Below are 23,391 nucleotides of genomic sequence, written 5' to 3'. Positions count from 1 at the left end.
CCCTGATCAAGGGCGCCGACATCGTCGGCAAGGGACGACAGGACGTCCTGGTCCGCGACGGCCGCGTGGCCGAAGTCGGTGCCGTGTCCGTAAAGGACGCCGACGTGGTCGACGCCGACGGCCTGGTGCTCCTGCCCGGCCTCGTCGACCTCCACACCCACCTGCGCGAGCCCGGCCGCGAGGACGCCGAAACCGTCCTCTCCGGCACCCGCGCCGCCGCCAAGGGCGGCTACACCGCGGTGTGCGCCATGGCGAACTCCTACCCCGTGGCCGACACGGCCGGGGTCGTCGAGCAGGTCGCCGCGCTCGGCCGCGCCGCCGGCTACGCCGACGTGCAGCCCATCGGCGCCGTCTCGGTCGGCCTCGAAGGCAAGCGGCTCGCCGAGATCGGCGCGATGGCCCAGTCCGCCGCGCAGGTCCGCATGTTCTCCGACGACGGCCACTGCGTGCACGACCCGGTGCTCATGCGCCGCGCCCTCGAGTACGTGAAGACCTTCGGCGGGCTCATCGCCCAGCACGCCGAGGAGCCGCGGCTCACCGAAGGCGCCCAGATGAACGAGGGCGCCGTCTCGGCCGAGCTCGGCCTGCCCGGCTGGCCCTCGGTCGCCGAAGAGGCCATCATCGCCCGCGACGTGCTCCTCGCCGAGTACACCGGCGCGCGCGTCCACTTCTGCCACGTCTCCACCGCCCGCTCGGTGGACATCATCCGCGAGGCGAAGGCCCGCGGCGCGAAGGTGACCGCCGAGGTCTGCCCGCACCACCTCCTCCTCACCGACGAGGCCGCGCGCTCCTACGACCCGGTGTACAAGGTCAACCCGCCGCTGCGCCGCGGCGCCGACGTCGAGGTGCTGCGGGCCGCGCTCGCCGAGGGCGTCATCGACGCCGTCGCGACCGACCACGCCCCGCACGCCCCGCAGGACAAGGAGTGCGAGTGGGCCGCCGCCCGCCCCGGGATGCTCGGGCTCGAGACCGCGCTCTCGATCAGCGTCCTCGCCCTCGGCGGGCCCTCTGACGTGGACTGGGATGTGCTCGCCGAGCGCACCTCGCGCACGCCCGCGCGCATCGCGGGCCTCGAGGCCCACGGCCGCGACCCGCAGCCGGGGGCCGAAGCGAACTTCACCCTCGTGGACCCCGCCGCGACCTGGACCGTCGTCCCCGAAGGCCTCGCGTCCCTGTCGCGCAACACCCCCTACGCCGGGATGGAGCTCCCGGTCACCGTCCAGGCGACGTTCCTTCGCGGACGCGCCACCGTGCTGAACGGCAAAATTGCAGAGGAGACGTCCGAATGAGCAGCAGAGCACCAGCGATCCTCGTACTCGAGGACGGCCGCGTCTTCCGCGGCGAGGCCTACGGCTCGGTCGGCGAGACCTTCGGTGAAGCGGTCTTCTCCACCGGCATGACCGGCTACCAGGAGACCCTCACCGACCCGTCCTACTACGGCCAGGTCGTCGCCCAGACCGCCCCGCAGATCGGCAACACCGGCTGGAACGACGAGGACGACGAGTCCCGCCGCATCTGGGTCGCCGGGTACGTCGTGCGCGACCCCGCCCGCACCGCCTCCAACTGGCGCTCCAAGCGCGGCCTCGAGGACGAGCTCGCGTCCCAGGGCATCGTGGGCATCAGCGGCGTCGACACCCGCGCGCTCACCCGCCACCTGCGCGAGGCCGGGGCCATGCGCGTCGGCATCTCCTCGCGCAGCACCGACGTGCCCGCGCTCCTGGAGAAAGTCCGCGCCACCCCGCACATGGCCGGCGCCAACCACGTCGGCGCCGTGACCACCGCCGAGCCCTACACGTACGAGGCCAAGGAGCCGCGGTACAAGGTCGCGGCCCTCGACCTGGGCATCAAGCGGAACACGCCGCGCCGCCTCGCCGAGCGCGGGATCACCACCACGGTCTTCCCCGCCACCGCCGAGATCGAGCAGGTGCTTTCGGGGAACCCCGACGCGGTGTTCCTCTCCAACGGCCCCGGCGACCCCGCCACCGCCGACCACCAGATCGCGCTCACCCGCGAACTCCTGCGGCGCAAGGTCCCGGTCTTCGGCATCTGCTTCGGCAACCAGATCCTGGGCCGCGCCCTGGGCCTGGAGACCTACAAGCTCAAGTTCGGCCACCGCGGCATCAACCAGCCGGTGCTCGACCGCCACACCAACAAGATCGAGATCACCGCCCACAACCACGGCTTCGCCCTGAAGGCCCCGCCGGTTTTGGAGGGAGAGAGCGGCGAGTTCTTCGCGACCGAGTTCGGCCGCGTCCAGGTGAGCCACGTCTGCCTCAACGACGACGTCGTCGAAGGCCTCACCTGCCTCGACGCGCCCGCCTACTCCGTGCAGTACCACCCCGAGGCCGCCGGCGGGCCGCACGACGCCGACTACCTGTTCGACCGCCTGATCGAACTCATTCAGCAGCAAGAAGGGGCTCCGACCCATGCCTAAGCGCACCGACCTCAAGCACGTCCTGGTCATCGGGTCCGGACCCATCCAGATCGGCCAGGCCTGCGAATTCGACTACTCCGGCACGCAGGCCTGCCGCGTGCTCCGCGAGGAGGGCCTGCGGGTCACCCTCGTCAACTCCAACCCGGCCACGATCATGACCGACCCCGAGTTCGCCGACGCCACCTACGTCGAGCCGATCACCACCGAGGTCATCGAGCAGATCATCGCCAAGGAGAAGCCGGACGCGCTGCTGCCGACCCTGGGCGGCCAGACCGCGCTCAACGCCGCCGTCGGCCTCCACGAGGCAGGCATCCTCGAGAAGTACGGCGTCGAGCTCATCGGCGCCGACATGGACGCCATCCAGCGCGGCGAGGACCGCCAGCAGTTCAAGGACATCGTCCTCAAGGTCGGCGGCGAGGTCCCGCGCTCCGCGGTCTGCCGCACCATGGACGAGGTCAAGGCCACCATCGACGACCTCGGCCTGCCCGTCGTCATCCGCCCCTCCTTCACCATGGGCGGCCTCGGCTCCGGCATGGCCTACGACTGGGACGACGTCGACCGCATCGCCGGCAACGGCCTCGCCGAGTCGCCCACCACCGAGGTCCTCATCGAGGAGTCCGTGCTCGGCTGGAAGGAGTACGAGCTCGAGCTCATGCGCGACCGCAACGACAACGTCGTGGTCGTCTGCTCCATCGAGAACATCGACCCCATGGGCGTCCACACCGGCGACTCCGTCACCGTCGCCCCCTCGATGACCCTCACCGACCGCGAGTACCAGCACATGCGCGACATCGGCATCGCGGTGCTCCGCGAGGTCGGCGTCGACACCGGCGGCTGCAACATCCAGTTCGCGATCGACCCGGCCGACGGCCGCATGATCGTCATCGAGATGAACCCGCGCGTCTCCCGCTCCTCCGCGCTCGCCTCGAAGGCCACCGGGTTCCCGATCGCGAAGATCGCCGCGAAGCTCGCCATCGGCTACACGCTCGACGAGATCCCGAACGACATCACCAAGGCCACCCCGGCCGCGTTCGAGCCGACCCTCGACTACGTCGTCGTCAAGGTCCCGCGCTTCACCTTCGAGAAGTTCCCCGGCGCGGACCCGACCCTGACCACCACCATGAAGTCCGTCGGCGAGGCCATGAGCCTCGGCCGGACCTTCCAGCAGGCCCTCCAGAAGGCCCTGCGGTCCACCGGGACCAAGCAGGCCGGGTTCTGGACCCGCCCCGACCCCGCGGGCGCGACCCTCGAGAACACCATGGAGGCGCTGCGGACCGCCCACGACGGCACCCTCTACACCGCCGAGCGCGCCCTGCGCTTCGGCGCCACCGTCGCCGAAGTCCACGAAGCCTGCAAGATCGACCCGTGGTTCCTCGACCAGGTCGCCCAGCTCATCGACCTGCGCGGCGAGATCGAGAACGCCGCCGTCGTAGACGAGGCCCTGCTCCGCAAGGCCAAGCGCGCCGGGTTCTCCGACGCCCAGGTCGCGGCCCTGCGCCCCGAGCTCGCCGGCGAGGACGGCGTGCGCCGCCTGCGCCACCGGCTCGGCCTGCGCCCGGTCTACAAGACCGTCGACACCTGCGCCGCCGAGTTCGAGGCCCACACGCCCTACCACTACTCGACGTACGAGGACGAGACCGAGGTCGCGCCCTCCTCACGGCCGAAGGTCATGATCCTCGGCTCCGGCCCCAACCGCATCGGCCAGGGCATCGAGTTCGACTACTCGTGCGTCCACGCCGTGCAGGCCCTGCGCGAGGTCGGCTACGAGACCATCATGGTCAACTGCAACCCCGAGACCGTCTCGACCGACTACGACACCGCCGACCGGCTCTACTTCGAGCCGCTCACCTTCGAGGACGTCACCGAGGTCTACCACGCCGAGAACGAGTCCGGCCGCACCGCGGGCGGCCCCGGCGTCATCGGCGTCGTCGTCCAGCTCGGCGGCCAGACCCCCCTCGGCCTCGCCGAGCGCCTCGAGCAGGCCGGCCTCCCGATCGTCGGCACCAGCCCCAAGGCCATCGACAACGCCGAGGACCGCGGCGTCTTCGGCAAGCTCCTCGGCGAACTCGGACTCGTCGCCCCCGACGGCGGCACCGCGTTCTCCTACGAGGAGGCCCGCGAGGTCGCCGCCCAGATCGGCTACCCCGTGCTCGTGCGCCCGTCGTACGTCCTCGGCGGCCGCGGCATGGAGATCGTCTACGACGAGGACACCCTCGCCGGCTACATCTCCCGCGCCACCGAGGCCAGCCCCGAGCACCCGATCCTCATCGACCGGTTCCTCGACGACGCCATCGAGATCGACGTCGACTGCCTCTGCGACGGCACCGACTTCTACCTCGGCGGCATCATGGAGCACATCGAGGAGGCCGGCGTCCACTCCGGCGACTCCTCCTGCGCGCTCCCGCCCATCACCCTGGGCGCCACGGTCATCGAGCAGATCCGCGACTACACCGCGAAGCTCGCCTTCGGCATCGGCGTGCGCGGCCTCATGAACGTCCAGTACGCCCTCAAGGACGAGCAGCTCTACGTCCTCGAAGCGAACCCGCGGGCCTCGCGCACCGTCCCGTTCGTCTCCAAGGCCACCGCCGTGCCGCTCGCCAAGGCCGCCGCCCGCATCGCCCTCGGCGCCACCATCCCGCAGCTCCGCGCCGAAGGCCTGCTGCTGCCCGAAGGCGACGGCTCCGACGCCGGCCCCGAGACCCCCATCGCGGTCAAAGAGGTCCTCCTGCCCTTCAAGCGGTTCCGCACCGTCGAAGGCGCCGGACTCGACGCCGTGCTCGGCCCGGAGATGAAGTCCACCGGCGAGGTCATGGGCATCGACTCGTCCTTCGGCCTCGCGTTCGCCAAGGCCACGCTCGCCGTCTACGGCAAGCTGCCCACCTCCGGGAAGGTCTTCGTCTCCGTCGCCGACCGCGACAAGCGCTCGATCGTCTTCCCGGTGCGCCGCCTCGTCGACCTCGGCTTCGAGGTCTACGCCACCGAAGGCACCGGCCTGGTCCTCAAGCGCCACGGCATCGACTTCACCGCCGTCGCCCGGCACAGCTCGGGCGAGGCCGTCGACGCCGTCAGCCTCATCGCCTCCGGCGAGATCGACCTGGTCATCACCACGCCCTCGGCCTCCTCGGGCCCCCGCACCGACGGCTGGGAGATCCGCTCGGCCGCCGTCGTCGCCGACGTCAGCTGCGTCACGACCATCCAGGGCGCGGCCGCCGCGACCATGGCCATCGAATCCGCCTCCCGCGGCGAGATCCGCGTCGCCTCCCTCCAGGAGCTGCACCAGCGCCTGCGCGGCAGCGAAGCCACCGTCTAATAACCTTCGCCGGGTGAGCGACCGCACGGCGTAGCCGAGTCGCTCACCCGGCGAATTGACGTATACAGGAATGAGCATGCTGTACCAGAAACTGGCCCGCCCCGTCCTGTTCCGGACCGGAGGCGGCGACGCCGAGCGAGCGCACGAATTCACCCTGCGCTGGCTCACCCGCCTGTCCACCCAGCGACAGGCCCGGAACGCGCTCATCAAGATCAACCAGCTCAACGCCCCCGTCACCGTCTGCGGAATCCCCTTCCCCAACCCCATCGGCCTCGCCGCGGGCATGGACAAGAACGGCGTCGCCACCGGCGCCTGGCCCGCCCTCGGCTTCGGGTTCGCCGAGATCGGCACCGTGACCGCCCAGCCCCAGCCCGGCAACCCCCAGCCCCGCATGTTCCGCATGCGCCGCTCCGAGGGCATCGTCAACCGCATGGGCTTCAACAACCTCGGCGCGCAGGCGCTGGCCGCGCAGCTCACCTCCGCGCCGGCCGTGAACTGCCCGCTGGGGATCAGCATCGGCAAGTCCAAGGCCGTGCCGCTCGAGGGCGCGATCGAGGACTACCTCATCTCGCTGCGGTTCCTCTATCCCTTCGCGGACTACATCGCCATCAACGTCTCCTCGCCCAACACGCCGGGGCTGCGCCAGCTCCAGGACGCGGGCGCCCTGCGCGCCCTGCTCGGCGCGCTGCGCACCGAGGGCGCGCGCCTGGCGGCCGGGCGCCCGGCGCGGCCGCTCATGGTCAAGATCGCGCCCGACCTCACCGAGCCCGCCATGGCCGAACTCCTGGAGGTCTGCCTCGAGACCGGGGTCGCGGGCGTGATCGCCACGAACACGACCCTCGGCCGCGACGGCGTGGACCCGAGCGACGACGCGATCGCGGCCGAGCCCGGCGGCATGTCCGGCAAGCCGCTGACGCAGGTCTCGCGCGAGATCGTGCGGTTCGTGCACCGCGAGACGAACGGGGCGCTGCCGATCATCGGCTCGGGCGGGATCATGACCGCCGACGACGCGCAGGCGATGTTCGACGCGGGCGCGAGCCTCGTGCAGCTCTACTCGGGCCTGGTGTACAACGGTCCCGGCCTGGTGCGCAGCAGTGTGCGCCGCTACCGATCCTCCGCCCGCAAGGGCGCCCGCACCCCGCAGTCCAGCCGACGACGAGCCTGACCTCTCAAGCCTGAACCTTTTAAGGAATGCCATGCCTACCAACAAGGATTTCGGCTCCCGGGCCCACCACCTCTCGCAGGTACGCGGCCCCCTGTGCGCCGGGATCGACCCGCACGGCGCGCTCCTGCAGCACTGGGGGCTCGACGACGACCTGGCCGGGGCCGAGCGCTTCGCGATGACGCTCGTGGAGGCCGCGGCCGAGTCGTGCGCGTTCATCAAGCCGCAGTCGGCGTTCTACGAGCGGTTCGGCTCGGGCGGCATCGCCCTCCTCGAACGGGTGATCGCGGAGTCCCGCCGGGCGGGGGCGCTCGTCATCCTCGACGTCAAGCGCGGCGACATCGGCTCCACGATGGCCGCTTACGCCCAGGCCTACCTCGACCCGGCCTCGCCGCTCGCGGTCGACGCGATCACGGTGAGCCCGTTCCTCGGCACCGGCTCGCTCCAGCCCGCGTTCGACCTCGCCGGCGCGCACGGCAAGGGCCTGTTCGTGCTGGCCCGCACCTCGAACCCCGAGGGCAAGCAGGTGCAGATGGCCAAGCGCCGCGACGGCAAGTCCGTGGCCCAGGGGATCATCGACGAGGTGAACGAGCAGAACGGCGACGCCGAGCCCATGGGCTCCTTCGGCATCGTCATGGGCGCCACCATCGGGGCCTGCGCCTCCGAAGGCGAGGCGCGCCTGCGTGAGTCGACTTACGGAATCACGCACACCACCGTGCGGCAACGTGACACCGCTCACGACCTGTCCCAGTTCAACGGCCCCATCCTGGTCCCGGGCATGGGCGCCCAAGGCGGGCGTCCGAGTGATCTTCCGCGCGTCCTCGGCGCGGCAACGAACTTCGCAATCCCGTCCTATTCCCGACAAATCGCACAGCCGGGGCCAGCCGTGGCGAGCATTCGCACCGCCGTCGAGGCGCTGCAGGAGGAATGCCGCGCCGCGATGGGGGAATAAACCCGCGTTTTAGGGGCCCGAAATTTGCCCCACCCCCGGTCGCAGGCGTGTCGGACGCTGGGGTTACCGTTCCCGAGCTGGGTATGCTTCAGCGATACCCGCACGTCAAGGTCCACAGGGACAGAAACCATCGACTGCAAGGAGACCCCGTGCCGCTCCCTAAACTGACTCCGGAACAGCGCGCTGCAGCCCTCGAGAAGGCCGCCGCGGCCCGCAAGGCCCGCGCCGAGCTCAAGGAGAAGCTGAAGTCGGGCGAGACCACCCTGGAAGCGGTCCTCAAGTCCGCTGCCACCGACGACATCTCGGGCAAGATGAAGGTCTCGGCCGTGCTCAAGGCCCTCCCCGGCATCGGCGACAAGCGCGCCACCCAGATCATGGAGAAGCTCAAGATCGCCGACTCCCGTCGGCTGCGCGGCCTCGGCGAGCACCAGCGCGCCGCGCTTCTGGATGAATTCAAGGGCGACCAGGCCTAAGTTCGGGTAGTAGTAGTCGCGTGAACATCGATCGTCACCACGCAGCCCTGGCCCAGCGCCTCACGGTGCTGTCGGGCCCTTCCGGGGTCGGCAAGGGCAGCGTCAAGGCCCTCATCCAGGAGTACTACCCGTGGGTCTGGCTCTCCGTGAGCTGCACTACCCGCAAGCCTCGCCCGGGTGAGGCCGATGGCGCCGACTACCACTTCGTGTCGACCGAGCAGTTCGAGTCGATGATCGCCGCGGGGGAGTTCCTTGAGTGGGCCTCCTACGCGGGGAACCTCTACGGAACCCCCCGCGGCCCGGTCGAGGAGCGCCTGCGCGCCGGACTCCCGGCGCTGCTGGAGATCGAACTGCAGGGCGCCCGCCAGGTCCGCCGGGCCATGCACGACGCCCAACTGGTGTTCCTGGCGCCGCCGTCGTGGGACGAACTCGTCCGCCGCCTCACCGGGCGCGGAACCGAGGACGAGGCCACGATCGCGCGCCGCCTGGACGCCGCCCGCCAAGAGCTCGCCGCGGAGGCCGAGTTCGATCACACAGTCACGAATGTGTCGATCGAGCAGGCGGCCGCCGAGCTGGTAGAGTTGCTCAGTTCCCCCGCTTACGCTTCGGCGAAGCTGGCGAGCCACAACTGAGGTCCGGCACACCGGGCCTCTGAGCAACACGAGTCGCACACGAAGGATTACACGTGTCAGGGACTGTCGCCGACCCGGTCGGCATCACCAATCCGCCGATCGACGACCTGCTCGAGAAGAGCCAGTCGAAGTACCAGCTGGTCATCTACTCGGCAAAGCGCGCGCGCCAGATCAACGCGTACTACTCGCAGCTGGGCGAAGGCCTGCTCGAGTACGTCGGCCCGCTCGTCGAGACCACTCCCGAGGAGAAGCCGCTGTCGATCGCCATGCGCGAGCTCGACAAGGGCCTGCTCGAGACGAAGGCGTTCGACGACCCCGACGCTTAGGCGTCGGACGGCACCGCGGCGTAGGATTCGCGCGTGAACATCGTCCTGGGCGTGTCGGGCGGCATCGCCGCCTACAAGGCCTGCATACTGCTCCGCCTCCTCAAGGAATCCGGACACGACGTCCATGTGGTTCCCACTGAAGCGGCGCTCAAGTTCGTCGGTGAAGCCACCTGGGAGGCCCTTTCGGGCCACCGGGTGGCTTCCGGCGTCTTCTCCGACGTGTCCGAGGTGAAGCACGTCAGGCTCGGCCGCCAGGCCGACCTCGTGGTGGTCGCCCCGGCGACCGCCGACCTGCTCGCGCGGGCCGCGCACGGCCGCGCGGACGACCTCCTCACCACCACGCTGCTGACCGCGACCTGCCCCGTCGTGTTCGCCCCGGCGATGCACACGGAGATGTGGGAGCACGCGGCCACGCGCGCCAACGTCGCGATCCTGCGCGAGCGCGGGAACCATGTCGTCGAGCCCGATTCGGGCCGCCTCACGGGCGCCGACACGGGCCCCGGGCGCCTGCCCGAGCCCGAGTCGCTCTTCGCGCTGATCAAGGGCTTCCTGACGTCTCCGGCGCGGGACCTGGTGGGCCGCAAGGTCCTCGTGACCGCCGGCGGGACCCGCGAGCCGATCGACCCGGTGCGGTTCATCGGCAACCACTCTTCAGGCAGGCAGGGCATCGCCCTCGCCGCGGCCGCCGCCGCGCGCGGCGCCGAGGTGCACCTCATCGCCGCCCACATCGACGCGCCGCTGCCGGCGGGGATCAGCGTCGAGCGCGTCTCCACGACCGGCGAGCTGTACGACGCCACCGTGAAGGCCGCCGCCGAGGCCGACGCCGCGGTGCTCGCCGCCGCGCCCGCCGACTTCACGCCGAAGGCGGCCTCGGACCGCAAGCTCAAGCGCAAGGGCGACCTCGACCTGGCCCTGACCAGCACAGCGGACATCGCCGCGGCGGTCGGCCGCGAGAAGCGCGCCGACCAGGTGCTCGTCGTGTTCGCGGCCGAGACCCACGACGGCCCGGAGCACGCTATGCGCAAGCGCGAGGCCAAAGGCGCCGACCTGGTGGTCCTCAACGACGTCTCAGGCGGGGCCGTGTTCGGCGCGGCCGAGAACTCGGTCACCGTGTTCGACGAACGTGGCGAAGTCGACGTCCGCGAGCACGCCTCGAAGGAGGTCGTGGCCGACGCCATCTGGGACGCCGTGTCAGCGCGACTCCCGCTCAGTGGACGCGATTGACACCGCGTGACCGACGCGTGCCGACTTGGTGGGAAGATCTTCAGCGCATAGACTTGTGAGCTGCGAAGTCAGTCGAATGAGCGCCGCTTGGCGGTGTGGAAGTGTTGAGGAGTGCCGTGGCACGTCGCCTGTTCACCTCCGAGTCGGTCACCGAGGGCCACCCGGACAAGATCGCCGACCAGATCTCCGATGGGATCCTGGACGCGCTGCTCACGGAGGACCCCTCCAGTCGGGTCGCGGTCGAAACCCTCATCACCACCGGTCAGGTGCATGTGGCGGGCGAGGTCACGACCCGCGCGTACGCGGACATCCCCCGGATCGTGCGCGACACGATCCTGGCGATCGGGTACGACTCCTCCAAGAAGGGCTTCGACGGCGCCTCGTGCGGCGTGAACGTCTCGATCGGCGGCCAGAGCCCCGACATCGCCCAGGGCGTCGACAAGGCCTGGGAGTCCCGCATCGACTCCGGCGACATCGACGAGATGGACCTGCAGGGCGCGGGCGACCAGGGCCTCATGTTCGGCTTCGCGTGCCGTGAGACCCCTGAGCTCATGCCGCTGCCGATCGCCTTGGCGCACCGGCTCTCCCAGCGCCTCACCGAGGTCCGCAAGGACGGCACCGTGCCGTACCTGCGCCCGGACGGCAAGACCCAGGTCACCATCGAATACGAGGGCAACAAGCCGGTGCGCCTGGACACCGTGGTCGTCTCGAGCCAGCACGCGCCCGACATCTCGCTCGACTCGCTGCTGTCGCCCGACGTCGCCGAGCACGTGATCGCGCCGGTCGTCGCCGGGCTCGACCTCGATACCGAGGGCTACCACCTGCTGGTGAACCCCACCGGCCGCTTCGAGATCGGCGGTCCGATGGGCGACGCCGGCCTCACCGGCCGCAAGATCATCGTCGACACCTACGGCGGCTACGCCCGCCACGGCGGCGGCGCGTTCTCCGGCAAGGACCCGTCGAAGGTCGACCGCTCGGCCGCGTACGCCGCGCGCTGGGTGGCGAAGAACGTCGTGGCCGCCGGGCTCGCCGAGCGCTGCGAGGTCCAGGTCGCGTACGCGATCGGCAAGGCCAAGCCGGTCAGTGTCGCGGTCGACGCGCAGGGCACCGAGACCGTCGACCCCGCGCGCATCGAGCGCGCCGTGCTCGAGGTCTTCGACCTGCGCCCGGCCGCGATCATCCGCGACCTCAACCTGATCCGGCCGATCTACTCCAGGACCGCCGCATACGGCCACTTCGGCCGCGAGCTCCCCGAGTTCACCTGGGAAGCCACCGACCGCGCCGCGGCACTGAAAGAGGCCGTGAACTAGATCGAGCCCGGGCGGCACGCCAGGAACGAATCTGGACTGCGGCTCGCTCGTCGCAAGTACCGCTCCGCTTCGCTGCGCTGTCGTACTAGCTCCTCACGAGCCTTGCCAGATCCGCCCCTGACGCGCCGCCCGGACCCGATCCGGGCGTCGGGGGCTACGGGTATAACTGACGGATGGACGAGTCCCCGGCACGATACGCAGCGGTCTGCGTAGACCACCCGTTGCCGCAGCTCAACCAGCTTTTCGACTACCGTGTGCCGGTCGAACTCCTCGACGAGGTGCAGCCCGGCTGCCGTGTCGCGGTGCGCTTCAGCGGCCGCAAGCTCAAGGCCACCGTGATGGAGCTGCGGGACCGCACGGACTTCACCGGGAAGGTCCTGCCGGTCCTCGAAGTGGTGCCCCCGGGCCCGGTCCTCACCGCCGAGGTGGCGGCCGCCGCGCGCCGCGTCGCGGACCGCTACGCGGGCAACCTGGCGGACGTGCTGCGCCTCGCCCTGCCCGAGCGCAGGCTCCGGGTCGAGAAGGAGGCGCCGGCCGAACCGCAGCCGGTGGACGCGCCGAATACGACTCACTGGAATAGATATATCGCTGGCGAGGCATTCCTGCGCGCGGTGCGCGAAGGCAAACCGCCCCGCATCGTCTGGAGCGCGATCCCCGGCGAGGACTGGCCGACCCGGCTCGCCGAGGCCGCCGCGACCGCTGCCGCCGCCGGGCGCGGGGCCGTACTGGTCGTGCCCGACCAGTACGACCTGGAACGGCTCGATGCGGCGCTGGCCGCCGTGCTCGGCCCGGACCGGCACGTGACGCTCTCGAACGCCATGGGCCCGACGCCGCGCTACCGGTCCTTCCTCAAGGCCCTGCGCGGCGAGGTCCGCGTCGTCGCGGGCACGCAGGTCGCGATGCTCGCACCGGTGGCGGACCTCGGACTCGTGGCGGTGTGGGACGACGGCGACAAGAACCTGACGAGCCTCCACGCGCCGCAGCCGCACGCCCGCGACGTGCTGCTGACCCGCGCCGAACTGGCCGGGGCCGCCTGCGTGGTCGGCGGCTTCTCGCGCACACCGCAGGCGCAGCTGCTGGTCGAGACCGGGTGGGCGATCTCCGCTGTAGGCGAGCGCGACGCGCTCCGCGCCGCAGCGCCGAGGGTCGTGCCGATCGGCGACGACGCCGACCTCGCGGCGGACCCGTCGAGCTCGACGGCGCGATTGCCAACGGTCGCTTGGGAAGCCGCGCGGACCGCGCTGAACGCCGACCTGCCCGTACTGCTGCAGGTGCCGCGCCGGGGCTACGTTCCGGCCGTGTCCTGCCAGCGCTGCCGCACGCGCGCGCTGTGCCCGGAATGCACTGGGCCGCTGCGGCTCACGGGGCCGCGCAGGCCGCCGGTGTGCACGTGGTGCGGCCGGGTCGACGAGCAGTACCGGTGCAAGGAGTGCGGGTCGACGCAGATCAGGGCGGTCGTGATCGGTGCGGCGCGGACCGCGGAGGAGCTGGCGAGCGCCTTTCCGGGGGTCGAGGTGGTCGAGTCGAACGCTTCGGAGCGGCTCGGCGTGATCCCGGAGGGTCGGCGCATCGTCGTGTCCACGCCGGGGGTGGAGCCGACGGCGCCGCATGGCTACGGTGCGGTGCTGCTGCTGGACACGTGGGCGCAGTTGACCCGGGCGGAGTTGACGGCTTCTGAAGAGGCGCTGCGGATCTGGATGAACGCGGTGTCGCTGTGCGCCCCTACGGGCACCGCCGTGGTGACGGCCGATGGCGGCCTGCCGGTGGTGCAGGCGCTGATCCGTTGGGACCCTGCGTGGTTCGCGCGTGTGGAGCTGGACGAGCGGGCCGAGCTCGGTTTCCCGCCGGTGATGAAGTTCGCGGCGTTGACGGGGCCGAACGGCGAGGCGGAGAAGATCGCCGCGAACCTGCCCGCAGACCTCGGCGCTGAGGTCATCGGGCCGATTCCGGTCGATGAGCAGACGGAGCGGCTGCTGCTGCGGGTGCGTCGCCGCGACGGGGCCGCCCTCGCGAGCGTGCTCGCGAAGGCGACCGCCGAGCGTTCGAGTGCGAAGGCCGAGCAGGTGAAGGTCCAGATCGATCCTCGTGAGATCGCCTGAGCCCCAGCAGGTCCGGGCGGTCAGTAGCCGAACGAGGTCGAGGTGGATCCCGTGCTGGCGATGACGATGATTCGGAGCAGGACCCAGGCGACGGCGATCCAGCCGAGGACGATGCCGGCGGTGGCCATACCGGCGCCGGCTTCGCCGGTCGCGTCGATCTGCCGCTTCGCGATGTTGCCGAAGATGATGGCCAGGAACCCGAAGCAGAAGCAGAGGCCGACGATGCCGACGACCAGGGCGGCGACTGCGAACCCGTTGGTGCGGGGGCGCGGCGGCTGCCAGTACGGCGCCGCGGCCGGGTACGGCGGCGGCGGCTGAGCGGGGGAGCCTGGCGCGGTGGTGGTCGACGGTGCAGGGGCGGCGGTGTTCGCGGGTTCCGCGGCGCCCGATGCCTCGTCCTCTTGCGCGGCTGCGGGGTTCGCCTCCAACGCAGTGTTCTCGGGTGACGGGGAGGGCGTCGGATCGGCGGCCGGCGCTGCGGTGAAAGCGGATGCGGGGGCTGCAGGGGGCTCGGTTTCGTGCGGGGCCGCTGCGGCGTTGGCTTCGGGGTCCGGAGCGGATGCGGGGTCCGGTTCGGGGGTGAAGACGGATGCGGGTGGCTCGGGTGGAGCCGGGGCGCGCTGCTCCGGAGCGGTGGGGGGCGTCGGGGCCGCTTCCGGTTCGGGGAGGGCCGCGGTGGGCTCGGGTACCGGATCCGGCCCGGCTTCGGGGCGGGGTTCGTTCTGGGGCATGGCAAGTCCTTCATGTCAGGGGGAACTCGATTGTCGCAGGAACCCGCCGCGAAGGGTCCCTCAGATGCGGTGAGCGCGGTGCTCGCCCCGGGGACCGCGGGGGCGATGGCCGCGTACCGGGGCGCAGGCGTCGGATGACTGCTCAGGGTCCGAGTGGACGGACCCTCGGCCGCCCGGACGCCGCCGCTACTCGGCCTCGCCGCGCCGGGGTCGGAGTCGGAGTCGGAGTCGGGCGCGAGCACCGGCCCACAGGCCGCGCAGGCGCTGGCGGCAGAGGTAGGCGAGTCCGAGGGCGATGAGCACGAACGGGATCGCGATCGGCAGGACCGTGGTGAAGCCGAGGAGGACGACGAGCGCTTCGACGCCGATGAAGGACGCGACGCCCATGTAGCCGACCACGGTGAACGCCTGCATGCGGTACATGAGCGCTGCGAGGGCGTTGCGGAGGCGGCCGGGCCGCTCGTCGGTCACGGCTCATGTATACCAGCCGGGACTGGTCGCGGCGGCCGGGCGGCGTTCGCCCATGTCCTGGACGCATCGGGACGGGCGGCGGCCTTGCGACCGAGTCCGTCCAGTGCTGCACTGGGGACACCCCCGAGTCCTTCGTTGCGCCCTCCGGGCCGAGAATGGCGGTGCCGCATGAGCGACAGCCTGAAGTTCCCCGAATCCGGCCACGCCGCGGTGATCGAGCAGCACATGGGCGAGTTCAGGAAGATGCTGATCCGTCGCTGGCAGATCGACACCGCCGTGCGCTATTACAACAACCAGGCGGTCTCCACGTTCATCTTGAACAGCGCCAAGCCCGACTGCTCGCTCAACATCTGGCGCCAGAAGCCGACACCGACGCAGGAACGGCAGACCCTGGCCCACAAGTCCGAGTGCGACTACGTCCAATGGGCGCGGAAAGGCAAGCGGGCGATGGCGACCGCGCCCCCCGGCTGCTGCGGCAACAAGGTCGCGGAGGCCCAGCGGAACACCACGAGGGAGTTCCGAGGCGAGTGGATCACAATCGGCGAGAGCGTGCCCTGCCCCCTGAACTCCGTGTTCAACCAGGAGATTCCGCAGTGGGCGACCGCTGAATGCAATGAGCTGGTCAAGCACATGGCGGTCTTCGACCCCCAGGACCTCAACGAGCTCGAAGTCGCGCACAAAGCGCTGTCGGACATCCGGAACGGCCTGGCGATCGTCGGCGCTAACGAGGGCCGGATCGACCTCACGGACGCCGAAGACCTGCCGACGGTCGTCAGCGCGCTCCCGACGGGATCGACGCACATGGACACCTGGTGGCCGGAATGGACCGGACTGGCCGCGGACAGCGCCGCCGAAGGCTTCCTGTCCACCCCGCAGCCCACGTTGAAGAACCATCAGAACATCGCCGGGTACCTGGCCAACATGGTCAACATGCGCACCTGCAACATCGGCAGCGCCCGCAGCAACACCATCAAGGCGATCAGCGACGCGACCGGCGTGCTGGGCCTGGGCGCGGAGTCCAAGAAGGAGCAGGTCGGGCACTGGAAGGTGGTGCAGGGCATCGGCGCTTTCATCGGCGCGGTCGGCGGGGGCCCGGGGGCGGTCGCGGGCGGCCTCATCGCGCTGGCCGGTTTCGTCGGGGAGAACCTGTTCGCCGCGGAGCAGACCGCGTTCAGCTTCGGGAGCGAGTTCAAGGAGGTCGTCCACCGGCTCGCAACCAGGCTCGACCAGGCGACGCGCGAGGCGGCGACGGCCGAGGCCGCGTACAAGGGCGGCGTCGAGGACCTCCGCTCCCGCCTCAACGGCGTCTCCAGCCGCATGCTCGAGCTGTACGACATGTCGGGGAACGACAAGGGCGGCAGCGGGTCCAAGCGGTACCACTCCGGTGACTCCGGGACGGGCGTCACGGTCGTGGTCGAGCACGTCATGAAGATCGCGAAGTACTGCGGCCAGGCGGGCAAAGGGTACGAGGAGCTGCTGGCGCACTTCGGGAGCGGCGTCTTCAAAGCCGAAGGCAACCTGGCGGGGAAGGACGGGAACGCGATTCCCGCCGACAAGGACCTCATGGCGCTCTGCCGGGAGTTCCAGGAGTACATGGCGACCACCGCCTCCCGGTACTTCGTGGCGCGCGACCAGATCGCGGCGGCCGCGAAGGACTACGACGACGCCGACGGCCTCACCAAGGACGACTTCGAGCGGGTCATGGCGAACATGGAGACCAAGACCGCCGTCGACTACAAGCCGACGCTCGCGTACACGGCCGAGGCCGATGACACGGTCCGCCCGAAGGGCGCCAAACCCTAGGTCGACGTGCCCAGGAGCTCGGCGACCTCGGCCCTGCCATAGGTGCCGATCGAGTCGTGCAGGCGCAGGGCCCGCGCCCAGTGGGTGCGGGCCTCCCGGTCGCCGCCCTGGGCCGCGAGGGCGTTGCCGAGGCCGTGGTTGGCGCGGGCCTCCTCGTACGGGTCGGGGGCGGCTTCGACGAGGTCGAGGGCTTCGCGGTGGAGGCGTTCGGCGGTCGAGTGGTCGCCGACGACGCTGTAGGTGAACCCGGTGTTGTTGAGGATCTCGAGGCGCAGCTCGATGCTGCTGGCGGCAGCCGTCGCGTCGAGCGCGTGCTCGGCGAGCGCCTTGGCCTCGTCGTGGCGGCCCTGGTGGGCGCGGGCGTAGGCGAAACGGCTGCGGATGAACGCCTGGCCGTACTCGTCGCCGGAGTCGCCGTAGGCGACGAGGGCCTTCTCGAGGAGTTCGGCGGCGGCGTCGGGGTCGTGGTCGCGCAGGCGCAGGCGGGCGAGGCCCGCGAGGGCGGCGCCGAGGTTCTGGTTCCATCCGCGCTCGGCGAAGGTCTTGACGGACCGCTCGAACCCGGCCTGGGCGTTCTCGTTGTCGCCGATGAGGAGGTCGAGGTGGGCGAGGTCGTCGAGGGCGTTGGCCTCGCGCACGGCGTCGCCGAGGTCGCGGAAGCCCTCGGCGACCTCGACGGCGCATCGGCGGGCTTCGGCGAGGCGCCAGCGCTGGCTGTGGCACCAGCCGAGTCCGGCGATCGCGATGAGTTCGGCGTTGCGGTCGCCGAGTCCGGCGGCGAGGGCCCGGGAGGCGTCGAGGTGGTGCTCGGCGTCGTCGAGGGCGCCGATGGCGCGGTGGGTGCTGCCGATCTGGTAGCGGACGGCGGCCTCGTGCCGCCGGTCGCCCGCGGCGCGGTCGGCGTCGAGGGCGATCGCGAGGCAGTCGAGGGCTTCGGTGCGCAGGCCGCGCAGGTACTGGTAGCGCCACAGTGCGGAGGCGAGGCGGCTCGCGTGCCAGTGGTGGCCGCCGGCGGCGGCGTGGCGGATGGTCTCGATGAGCGCGCTGTGGCGGGCGTCGAGCCAGGCGAGGGCGTCTTCGGGGCTCGCGAATCGCGTTGCGGGGACGTCGGTCTCGGGGACCGCCTCGGGGTCGAGTCCGAACAGGACGGGCCAGGAGCCGGCGACGGAGGCGAGGTGCCAGTCGTAGAGACGGCGCAGGGCGTCGTCGCCGTCGGACCGTTCGGCGGCCTGTTCGCGGGCGTAGGCGCGGACGAGGTCGTGGATGCTCCAGCGGTCGTCGCCGTGGTCGGTGAGGTGGACTTCGGCGAGCCGGCGGAGTGCGGCGGACGCCTCGGCGGTGGTGGTCGCGGTGAGGGCGGCGATGCCGGCGGGTTCGAACTCGGTGGCGGGGTGGAGGCCGATCGCGGTGAGGGCCCGGCGTTCGGCGGGGGCGAGGCGGTCGCGGGTGAGGTCGAGGCAGGAGCGGAGTCCGGCGGCCTCGTCGCCGGGGAGGTCGAGGTTCGCGAGGGGCGCGCTGGCGATGCGGTCGCGGAGGTCGCCGAGGGCCTGCTCGGGGTGGGCCAGGCTCTGGCAGGCGGCGAGGCGCAGGGCGAGGGGGAGGTCGCCGCAGGCGGCGGCGAGGCCGCGGGCCGCTTGCGGGTCGGTGGCGATGCGGTCGCGGCCGACCATGGCGCCGAGGAGGTCCATGGACTCCTCGCGGGCGAGCGGGGCGAGGCGCAGGTGCGGGACGCCGTGCGTCGCGGTGAGTCCGAAGAGGGCGGTGCGGGCGGTGATGAGCGCGGCGGAGCCCCCGGTGCCGGGGAGGAGGTCGCGCAGCTGCTCGGGGCTGCGGGCGTTGTCGAGGACGACGAGGACGCGGCGGTGGCTCAGGAGCGAGCGGTACATCGCGGCGCGCTCGTCCGCGTCCGCCGGGATCTCCTCGGCGTCGGTGCCGAGCGCGGTGAGGAACCGTTGCAGGACTGGGGAGGGCGCGAGCGGGTCGGTGCCGGAGAAGCCGCGGAGGTCGACGTACAGCTGCCCGTCGGGGTAGTCGTCGAGGGCGCGGTGGGCCCAGTGGAGGACGAGCGCGGTCTTGCCGACCCCGGCGGACCCGGCGACGACGACGGACCGGGGCGCGGACTCGCGCGTGTGGTCGCCGATGAGCCGCAGCTCGCGCTCGCGGCCGGTGAACGCGTGGGGCGCGGGCGGCAGCTGGCGGGGGACCTGCCCGGCGTCGGCGACGTCGGCTGCGGCGATCCGGGAGCACTGCGCGAGCCAGGTGTCGACGGCCGCTTCGTCGCCGCCGCAGGCGCGCACCAGCGCGGCGACCACTTCGGAGCGGGGGAGCGTGTCGCGGTTGAGGACGGCGGCGAGCGTCGAGGTCGGGAGCCAGTCGCCGTGGTCGCGGGCGCGGCGGCTGACCTCGCGGATGCTCAGCCCCGAAGCGGCTCGGAGCTCGCGGAGCAGGGCCACCATCTGGGGGGCCGAACCGGCGGACGAGGGGTCCAGGCCATTGAGGGAATGACGCACATCACTGAGTCTACCGAGGACCGGTCTCGCCCGTCCGCCCCCGTCCGGGACGTACTGGGACACCGCAACCGTTGCGGCCCATGGCGATGCGATGGTGCACTGGAGACAGGCCGAATCGCCGCCTCGCGCGAGGACCGCCCTTCAGGAAACCCGGGCCGGCCAGTGCTGTCGCCGGTCCGGCACCCCCGGCCGCTCCCCGCCACCCCAGAGGGAGCGGCCGGGAGTCTTTCTCTGAGGTCTAGGGGGTGTTTGCGAAACCCCGCCGGCAGCTATCCGGCCCATTCGCCCCCTCGCTGCGTTGTCAGGACCCCTGCATACAACACCGGTATGCAGTGGCCCCTCCGCGGTCTCGGCGAAGCTTGCGAGCCGTCAATCGGCATTGCGAGCGAACGAATGGACTCGGATACCGACTCGCCGGGACTTCTCAAACACCCTAGACCGGGCCGGGCATGGCCGCCGTGGCCCGGGCGATGTCCCGGATGAGGTCGAGGTCGACCTTCCTCGGGGAGGAGAACCTGAGGCAGACCTTGCCCATGTCGTGGTCCGCGAGCCGCTCGGCGAGGGCGTCGCGCACGCCGACGGGCAGGTAGAACGAGATGTACCGCTTCTGGGACGCGAACGCGACGCCGTCGCCGCCGCGCGTGAACCCCGGCATCCCGTACGCCATGACCTCGGTGAACCCGGGCAGCTCCGCCCGGCAGACGTCCCGGATCGCGGTCATCACCGCCCGGCGCTCCTCGGGGAGTTCCGCCAGGTACTCGTCCACGGTCGCCGCCTCGCTCTGCACCATCCCCGAAACGTAGCCCCGAACGCGCCCCGAGCGATGAGTTTCGCCCCGCCGCCTCGTCTCAACTGGTGCAATCGCCTTATCAAGGCAGCCCAGTTCGGCTCCGCTCGGAAGGACGAACCGCCATGCAGAAGATCGTCACCAACATCTGGTACACGGACAACGCCGCCGAGGCGGCCGTGGAGTGGTACCTGACCCTCTTCGACGACGCCAAGGTGACCAGCACGATCCCGTACGTCGAGGACGAGCACGGGACCGTCGGGAACGCGATGGTCGTGAACTTCGACCTCGCCGGGCAGTCGTTCACCGCCATCAACGGCGACGACTCCGCCAAGCACGACCACGCCATGTCCCTGCTCATCAACTGCGACACCCAGGACGAGGTCGACCGCCTCTGGGACGCGTTCCTCGCCAACGGCGGCAGCGAGATCCAGTGCGGCTGGATCGCCGACAAGTGGGGCGTCAACTGGCAGGTCTGGCCCACCGAGGCCGACCAGTACGTGGGCGGCCCTGACAAGGAGTCGGCCGTGCGCGCCGTCAAGGCCATGTACGCGATGAAGAAGATCGACCTCCAGGCGCTCAAGACCGCCTACGAAGGCGGATAGTCCGCCCGGGCACGCCCGGTCCCCCGCGCGGGGGACCGGGGCCCCGCCGTGGAGGGAGGCCGCAGGCGTCGGCGCCTGCGAAGCTGGACCGATGCACCGCCGCTGGCACAATGGCCCCATGCGCCTCCTCGCCCCGCTCTGGTCCCGGGCCACCTACCGCGGCTGGGTCTGGATCATCCTCGGCGGCGCGCTCATGATGCCGTTCATGATGGTCGGCGCGATCGGCCGCAACGCCGTCGACCCCGACGCCGGATTCGACGGCATCATCGAACCCGCCGTCTTCGCCGCCGTCCTTCCGCTCGTCGCCGCCGCCTCCCTGCTCCTGCCCGACCGCGAGGTCGAGCGCACGGCCGCCCGCCGCCTCCTCGGCGCCGAGTTCGCCTCGCCCGCCGACGACGAGTCCTGGAACTCCCGCTGGCGCACCGGATGCTGGTTCACCCTCCACGTCGCGATCGGCGGCGTCCTCAGCGGCATCACCCTCGCCCTCGTCCCGTACGTCTGCTACCTGCTCTACCACGGTGCCCGCGCCACCTTCACGAACCTCGGCCCCGAGCCCGGCCCCTTCGGCGGGCCCGTCGCCACCTGGGGCCTGCTCACCGGCCCGCTGTTCCTGGCGGCCCTCATCGCGTTCGTCGCGGCCACCACCGCCGGCATGCGGGCCCTCGCGCCCCGCCTCCTCGGCCAGGGCGCGAGCGACCGCCTCGCCGCCTCCCGCGCCGAGGCCGCCCGCCTGGCCGCCCGCAACCGCATCGCCCGCGAACTCCACGACTCCGTGGGCCACGCCCTGTCGGTGGTCGTCGTCCAGTCCGAGGCCGCCTCGCGGCTCATCGCCCACGACCCGGCGTTCGCCTCCCAGGCCATGGCCGCCGTCGGCGAGACCGCCCGCGGCGCGCTGGCCGAACTCGACGCCGTCATCGGGGCCCTGCGGGAGGACCGCGACGACGCGCGCGCCCCGCAGCGCGACCTCGCCGACCTCGCGCAGCTCGCCGCCGAGTCCGGCGTCGCCGTCGACCTGCGCGTCACCGGCGACCCCGAGACGCTGGGCCGCCTGGCCTCCCGCGAGATCTACCGGATCGTCCAGGAGGCGCTCACGAACGTGCTGCGCCACGCCGACGAACCGCGCGCCGCCGTGACCGTGGAGCTCGACACCGAAGCCTCCGTGACGGTGACCAGCCCGGCCGCGCGGCGGCCGCGCGGACGCCCCGCCGGGCGGGGCCTCATCGGCATGGCCGAGCGCGCCGCCGTCCTCGGCGGCACCGCCGCAGCCGACTGGCACGCGGGCGAATGGACCGTCCGCGCCGCCGTACCGATCGAGACGAAGGGCCGGGAATGACCGCAACACTGCGCATCGCGCTGATCGACGACGAGGCGCTGATCCGCACCGGGTTCGCCGCGATCATCGGGGCCGAACCGGACCTGGAGGTCGTCGCCCAGGGCGCCGACGGCGTCGACGCCCTCACCATCGCCCGCTCCGGCAAGGCCGACGTGCTCCTCATGGACGTCCGCATGCCCACAGTGGACGGCATCCAGGCGACGGAGCGGATCGTCGCCGAACTCGACGCGCCGCCGAAGATCCTCGTCGTCACCACCTTCGACAACGACGACTACGTGTGGCAGGCCCTGCGCGCCGGGGCCGACGGGTTCCTGCTCAAGCGCACCCGCGTCGAAGACCTCCTCGCGGCCGTCAGGCTCGTCGCCCGCACGGACGCGCTCCTGTTCCCCGAGGCGGTGCGCCGCCTCGCCGCCGCGGCCCCGACCCGCAAGGCCCCCAAAGGCATCGGCGACCTCAGCGACCGCGAGCGCGAAGTCCTGGTGCTCGCCGCCAAAGGCCTCTCCAACCAGGAGATCGCGGGGACGCTCTTCCTCGGCCGCGAGACCGTCAAGACCCATCTCAGCGGCGTCTACGCCAAACTCGGCGTCCGCGACCGCACCCAGGCCGTGATCGCCGCCTACGAAGGCGGACTCGTCTAAGGCCCCGGATCCGGAAGGCCGCCAAACCTTTGCAGGGGACACCGGTTCGCCGAGGCCGCTCCGCGGTCGCGGCGACGATCGCGAGCCGCCGAACGGAGCGCGCCCGGTCCCGAGTGCGCGGGACCGGGCGCTCCTATGCGGTGAACACCGTCGCCCCACCGGGATCGGTGCCTTCAACGGTGAAGCCCTCGGTCATGTGGACCGCGCCGGCCGTGCTCTGGTCGGCCGTCGGCTCCGCGGTCGGCGCGGCCAGATCGGACTCGGTGGACGCGAGGCCCACCGTCGCCTCCTTTTCGGCCTCGCCGCCGCTCGCCGCGACCACGGTCAGCGCGGACTCCATGCCGTGCAGCGTCCCCCGCAGGTACTGGAGGTTCCGCCAGGTGGCGGCGTGGAACTCCAGGTACTGGACCGCGGCGTTCTCGGCCGCGCCCGGCGCGGTCCCGAACGCCGGGGCCCGGCTCAGGGTCCCGGTGCCCAGCACCGGGATCACCTGGTTCTCGAGCGCGTCGAGCAGCTCCAGCAGGAACAGCCGGTACTCCTCGATCGCTTCGGGGTCGAACACCCGCTCCTGTCCCATCGCGCCACTCCTCG

General features: G+C 71.5%; 20 protein-coding genes. 15 read left to right on the top strand and 5 right to left on the bottom strand.

The window, feature by feature from the left end; all coding sequences use genetic code 11:
* Positions 1 to 2 precede the first annotated feature (2 nt).
* The 11 genes from O2L52_RS08330 to O2L52_RS08280 all read left to right on the top strand — a co-directional run bounded on the left by O2L52_RS08330 (position 3) and on the right by O2L52_RS08280 (position 13,922).
* Positions 3 to 1,289: a dihydroorotase gene (locus O2L52_RS08330; RefSeq protein ID WP_344473124.1), complete on the top strand. Its 1,287-nt coding sequence runs from the start codon at positions 3 to 5 to the stop codon at positions 1,287 to 1,289.
* Positions 1,286 to 2,434 carry a glutamine-hydrolyzing carbamoyl-phosphate synthase small subunit gene (carA, locus tag O2L52_RS08325; RefSeq protein ID WP_270114904.1) on the top strand — a complete coding sequence of 383 codons (1,149 nt, stop codon included), beginning with the start codon at positions 1,286 to 1,288 and terminating at the stop codon, positions 2,432 to 2,434. The genes O2L52_RS08330 and carA overlap by 4 nt, the downstream gene beginning before the upstream one ends.
* On the top strand, positions 2,427 to 5,744 hold the full coding sequence (gene carB, locus O2L52_RS08320) for a carbamoyl-phosphate synthase large subunit (RefSeq protein ID WP_270114903.1): 3,318 nt from the start codon (positions 2,427 to 2,429) through the stop codon (positions 5,742 to 5,744). Before carA ends, carB begins: the two co-directional genes overlap by 8 nt.
* A gap of 76 nt (positions 5,745 to 5,820) precedes the next feature.
* Positions 5,821 to 6,909: a quinone-dependent dihydroorotate dehydrogenase gene (locus tag O2L52_RS08315; RefSeq protein WP_270114902.1), complete on the top strand. Its 1,089-nt coding sequence runs from the start codon at positions 5,821 to 5,823 to the stop codon at positions 6,907 to 6,909.
* Positions 6,910 to 6,940: 31 nt separating this feature from the next.
* Positions 6,941 to 7,858, top strand: a complete 918-nt coding sequence (gene pyrF, locus O2L52_RS08310) for an orotidine-5'-phosphate decarboxylase (protein WP_270114901.1) — start codon at positions 6,941 to 6,943, stop codon at positions 7,856 to 7,858.
* 149 nt (positions 7,859 to 8,007) lie between these two features.
* On the top strand, positions 8,008 to 8,331 hold the full coding sequence (gene mihF, locus O2L52_RS08305; RefSeq protein WP_030156658.1) for an integration host factor, actinobacterial type: 324 nt from the start codon (positions 8,008 to 8,010) through the stop codon (positions 8,329 to 8,331).
* Positions 8,332 to 8,351: 20 nt separating this feature from the next.
* Positions 8,352 to 8,963, top strand: a complete 612-nt coding sequence (gene gmk / locus O2L52_RS08300) for a guanylate kinase (protein ID WP_270114900.1) — start codon at positions 8,352 to 8,354, stop codon at positions 8,961 to 8,963.
* A 53-nt stretch (positions 8,964 to 9,016) separates the two neighbouring features.
* Entirely contained in the window at positions 9,017 to 9,289 is a 273-nt protein-coding gene (gene rpoZ, locus O2L52_RS08295) for a DNA-directed RNA polymerase subunit omega (protein WP_270109768.1), read from the top strand.
* Between the two features lie 33 nt (positions 9,290 to 9,322).
* The gene (gene coaBC, locus O2L52_RS08290; protein WP_270114899.1) at positions 9,323 to 10,513 is read left to right on the top strand and encodes a bifunctional phosphopantothenoylcysteine decarboxylase/phosphopantothenate--cysteine ligase CoaBC; all 1,191 of its coding nucleotides are present in this window, start codon (positions 9,323 to 9,325) and stop codon (positions 10,511 to 10,513) included.
* 116 nt (positions 10,514 to 10,629) lie between these two features.
* The gene (gene metK, locus O2L52_RS08285; RefSeq protein WP_270114898.1) at positions 10,630 to 11,823 is read left to right on the top strand and encodes a methionine adenosyltransferase; all 1,194 of its coding nucleotides are present in this window, start codon (positions 10,630 to 10,632) and stop codon (positions 11,821 to 11,823) included.
* Between the two features lie 173 nt (positions 11,824 to 11,996).
* A complete protein-coding gene (locus O2L52_RS08280) occupies positions 11,997 to 13,922 on the top strand; it encodes a primosomal protein N' family DNA-binding protein (RefSeq protein ID WP_270114897.1) in 1,926 nt (641 codons plus the stop codon).
* A gap of 20 nt (positions 13,923 to 13,942) precedes the next feature.
* Here O2L52_RS08280 and O2L52_RS08275 read toward each other — a convergent pair whose 3' ends face one another.
* Together O2L52_RS08275 and O2L52_RS08270 are read right to left on the bottom strand one after the other, a co-directional pair.
* Entirely contained in the window at positions 13,943 to 14,653 is a 711-nt protein-coding gene (locus O2L52_RS08275; RefSeq protein WP_270114896.1) for a DUF4190 domain-containing protein, read from the bottom strand.
* Positions 14,654 to 14,839: 186 nt separating this feature from the next.
* Positions 14,840 to 15,124 carry a hypothetical protein gene (locus tag O2L52_RS08270; RefSeq protein ID WP_270114895.1) on the bottom strand — a complete coding sequence of 95 codons (285 nt, stop codon included), beginning with the start codon at positions 15,122 to 15,124 and terminating at the stop codon, positions 14,840 to 14,842.
* A 168-nt stretch (positions 15,125 to 15,292) separates the two neighbouring features.
* Between O2L52_RS08270 and O2L52_RS08265 the strand changes: the two genes are divergently transcribed.
* Complete coding sequence (locus O2L52_RS08265; RefSeq protein WP_270114894.1) at positions 15,293 to 16,927, top strand: hypothetical protein; 1,635 nt, start codon at positions 15,293 to 15,295, stop codon at positions 16,925 to 16,927.
* On the opposite strand, the gene O2L52_RS08260 is transcribed toward O2L52_RS08265, so the two are convergent.
* Both O2L52_RS08260 and O2L52_RS08255 read right to left on the bottom strand, forming a co-directional pair.
* On the bottom strand, positions 16,924 to 19,437 hold the full coding sequence (locus O2L52_RS08260; RefSeq protein WP_270114893.1) for an ATP-binding protein: 2,514 nt from the start codon (positions 19,435 to 19,437) through the stop codon (positions 16,924 to 16,926). The genes O2L52_RS08265 and O2L52_RS08260 overlap by 4 nt on opposite strands.
* A gap of 433 nt (positions 19,438 to 19,870) precedes the next feature.
* Entirely contained in the window at positions 19,871 to 20,227 is a 357-nt protein-coding gene (locus tag O2L52_RS08255; protein ID WP_270114892.1) for an iron chaperone, read from the bottom strand.
* Between the two features lie 122 nt (positions 20,228 to 20,349).
* On the opposite strand from O2L52_RS08255, the gene O2L52_RS08250 reads away from it, so the two are divergent.
* The 3 genes from O2L52_RS08250 (at position 20,350) to O2L52_RS08240 (ending at position 22,800) form a co-directional block, all read left to right on the top strand.
* Positions 20,350 to 20,829, top strand: a complete 480-nt coding sequence (locus O2L52_RS08250) for a VOC family protein (RefSeq protein ID WP_270114891.1) — start codon at positions 20,350 to 20,352, stop codon at positions 20,827 to 20,829.
* A 118-nt stretch (positions 20,830 to 20,947) separates the two neighbouring features.
* Positions 20,948 to 22,162 (top strand): sensor histidine kinase, encoded by a 1,215-nt coding sequence (locus O2L52_RS08245; protein ID WP_270114890.1) that lies wholly within the window; start codon positions 20,948 to 20,950, stop codon positions 22,160 to 22,162.
* Positions 22,159 to 22,800 carry a response regulator gene (locus tag O2L52_RS08240; protein ID WP_270114889.1) on the top strand — a complete coding sequence of 214 codons (642 nt, stop codon included), beginning with the start codon at positions 22,159 to 22,161 and terminating at the stop codon, positions 22,798 to 22,800. The genes O2L52_RS08245 and O2L52_RS08240 overlap by 4 nt, the downstream gene beginning before the upstream one ends.
* Positions 22,801 to 22,933: 133 nt before the next feature.
* Here O2L52_RS08240 and O2L52_RS08235 read toward each other — a convergent pair whose 3' ends face one another.
* Positions 22,934 to 23,377 carry a hypothetical protein gene (locus O2L52_RS08235; RefSeq protein WP_270114888.1) on the bottom strand — a complete coding sequence of 148 codons (444 nt, stop codon included), beginning with the start codon at positions 23,375 to 23,377 and terminating at the stop codon, positions 22,934 to 22,936.
* Between the last annotated feature and the right edge of the window lie 14 nt (positions 23,378 to 23,391).

The sequence above is a fragment of the Glycomyces algeriensis genome, assembly GCF_027622855.1.
Lineage (GTDB): Bacteria > Actinomycetota > Actinomycetes > Mycobacteriales > Micromonosporaceae > Glycomyces > Glycomyces algeriensis.
Note: the sequence above shows the minus strand (reverse complement) of the source record. Positions and strands in the feature narration are given on the sequence as shown.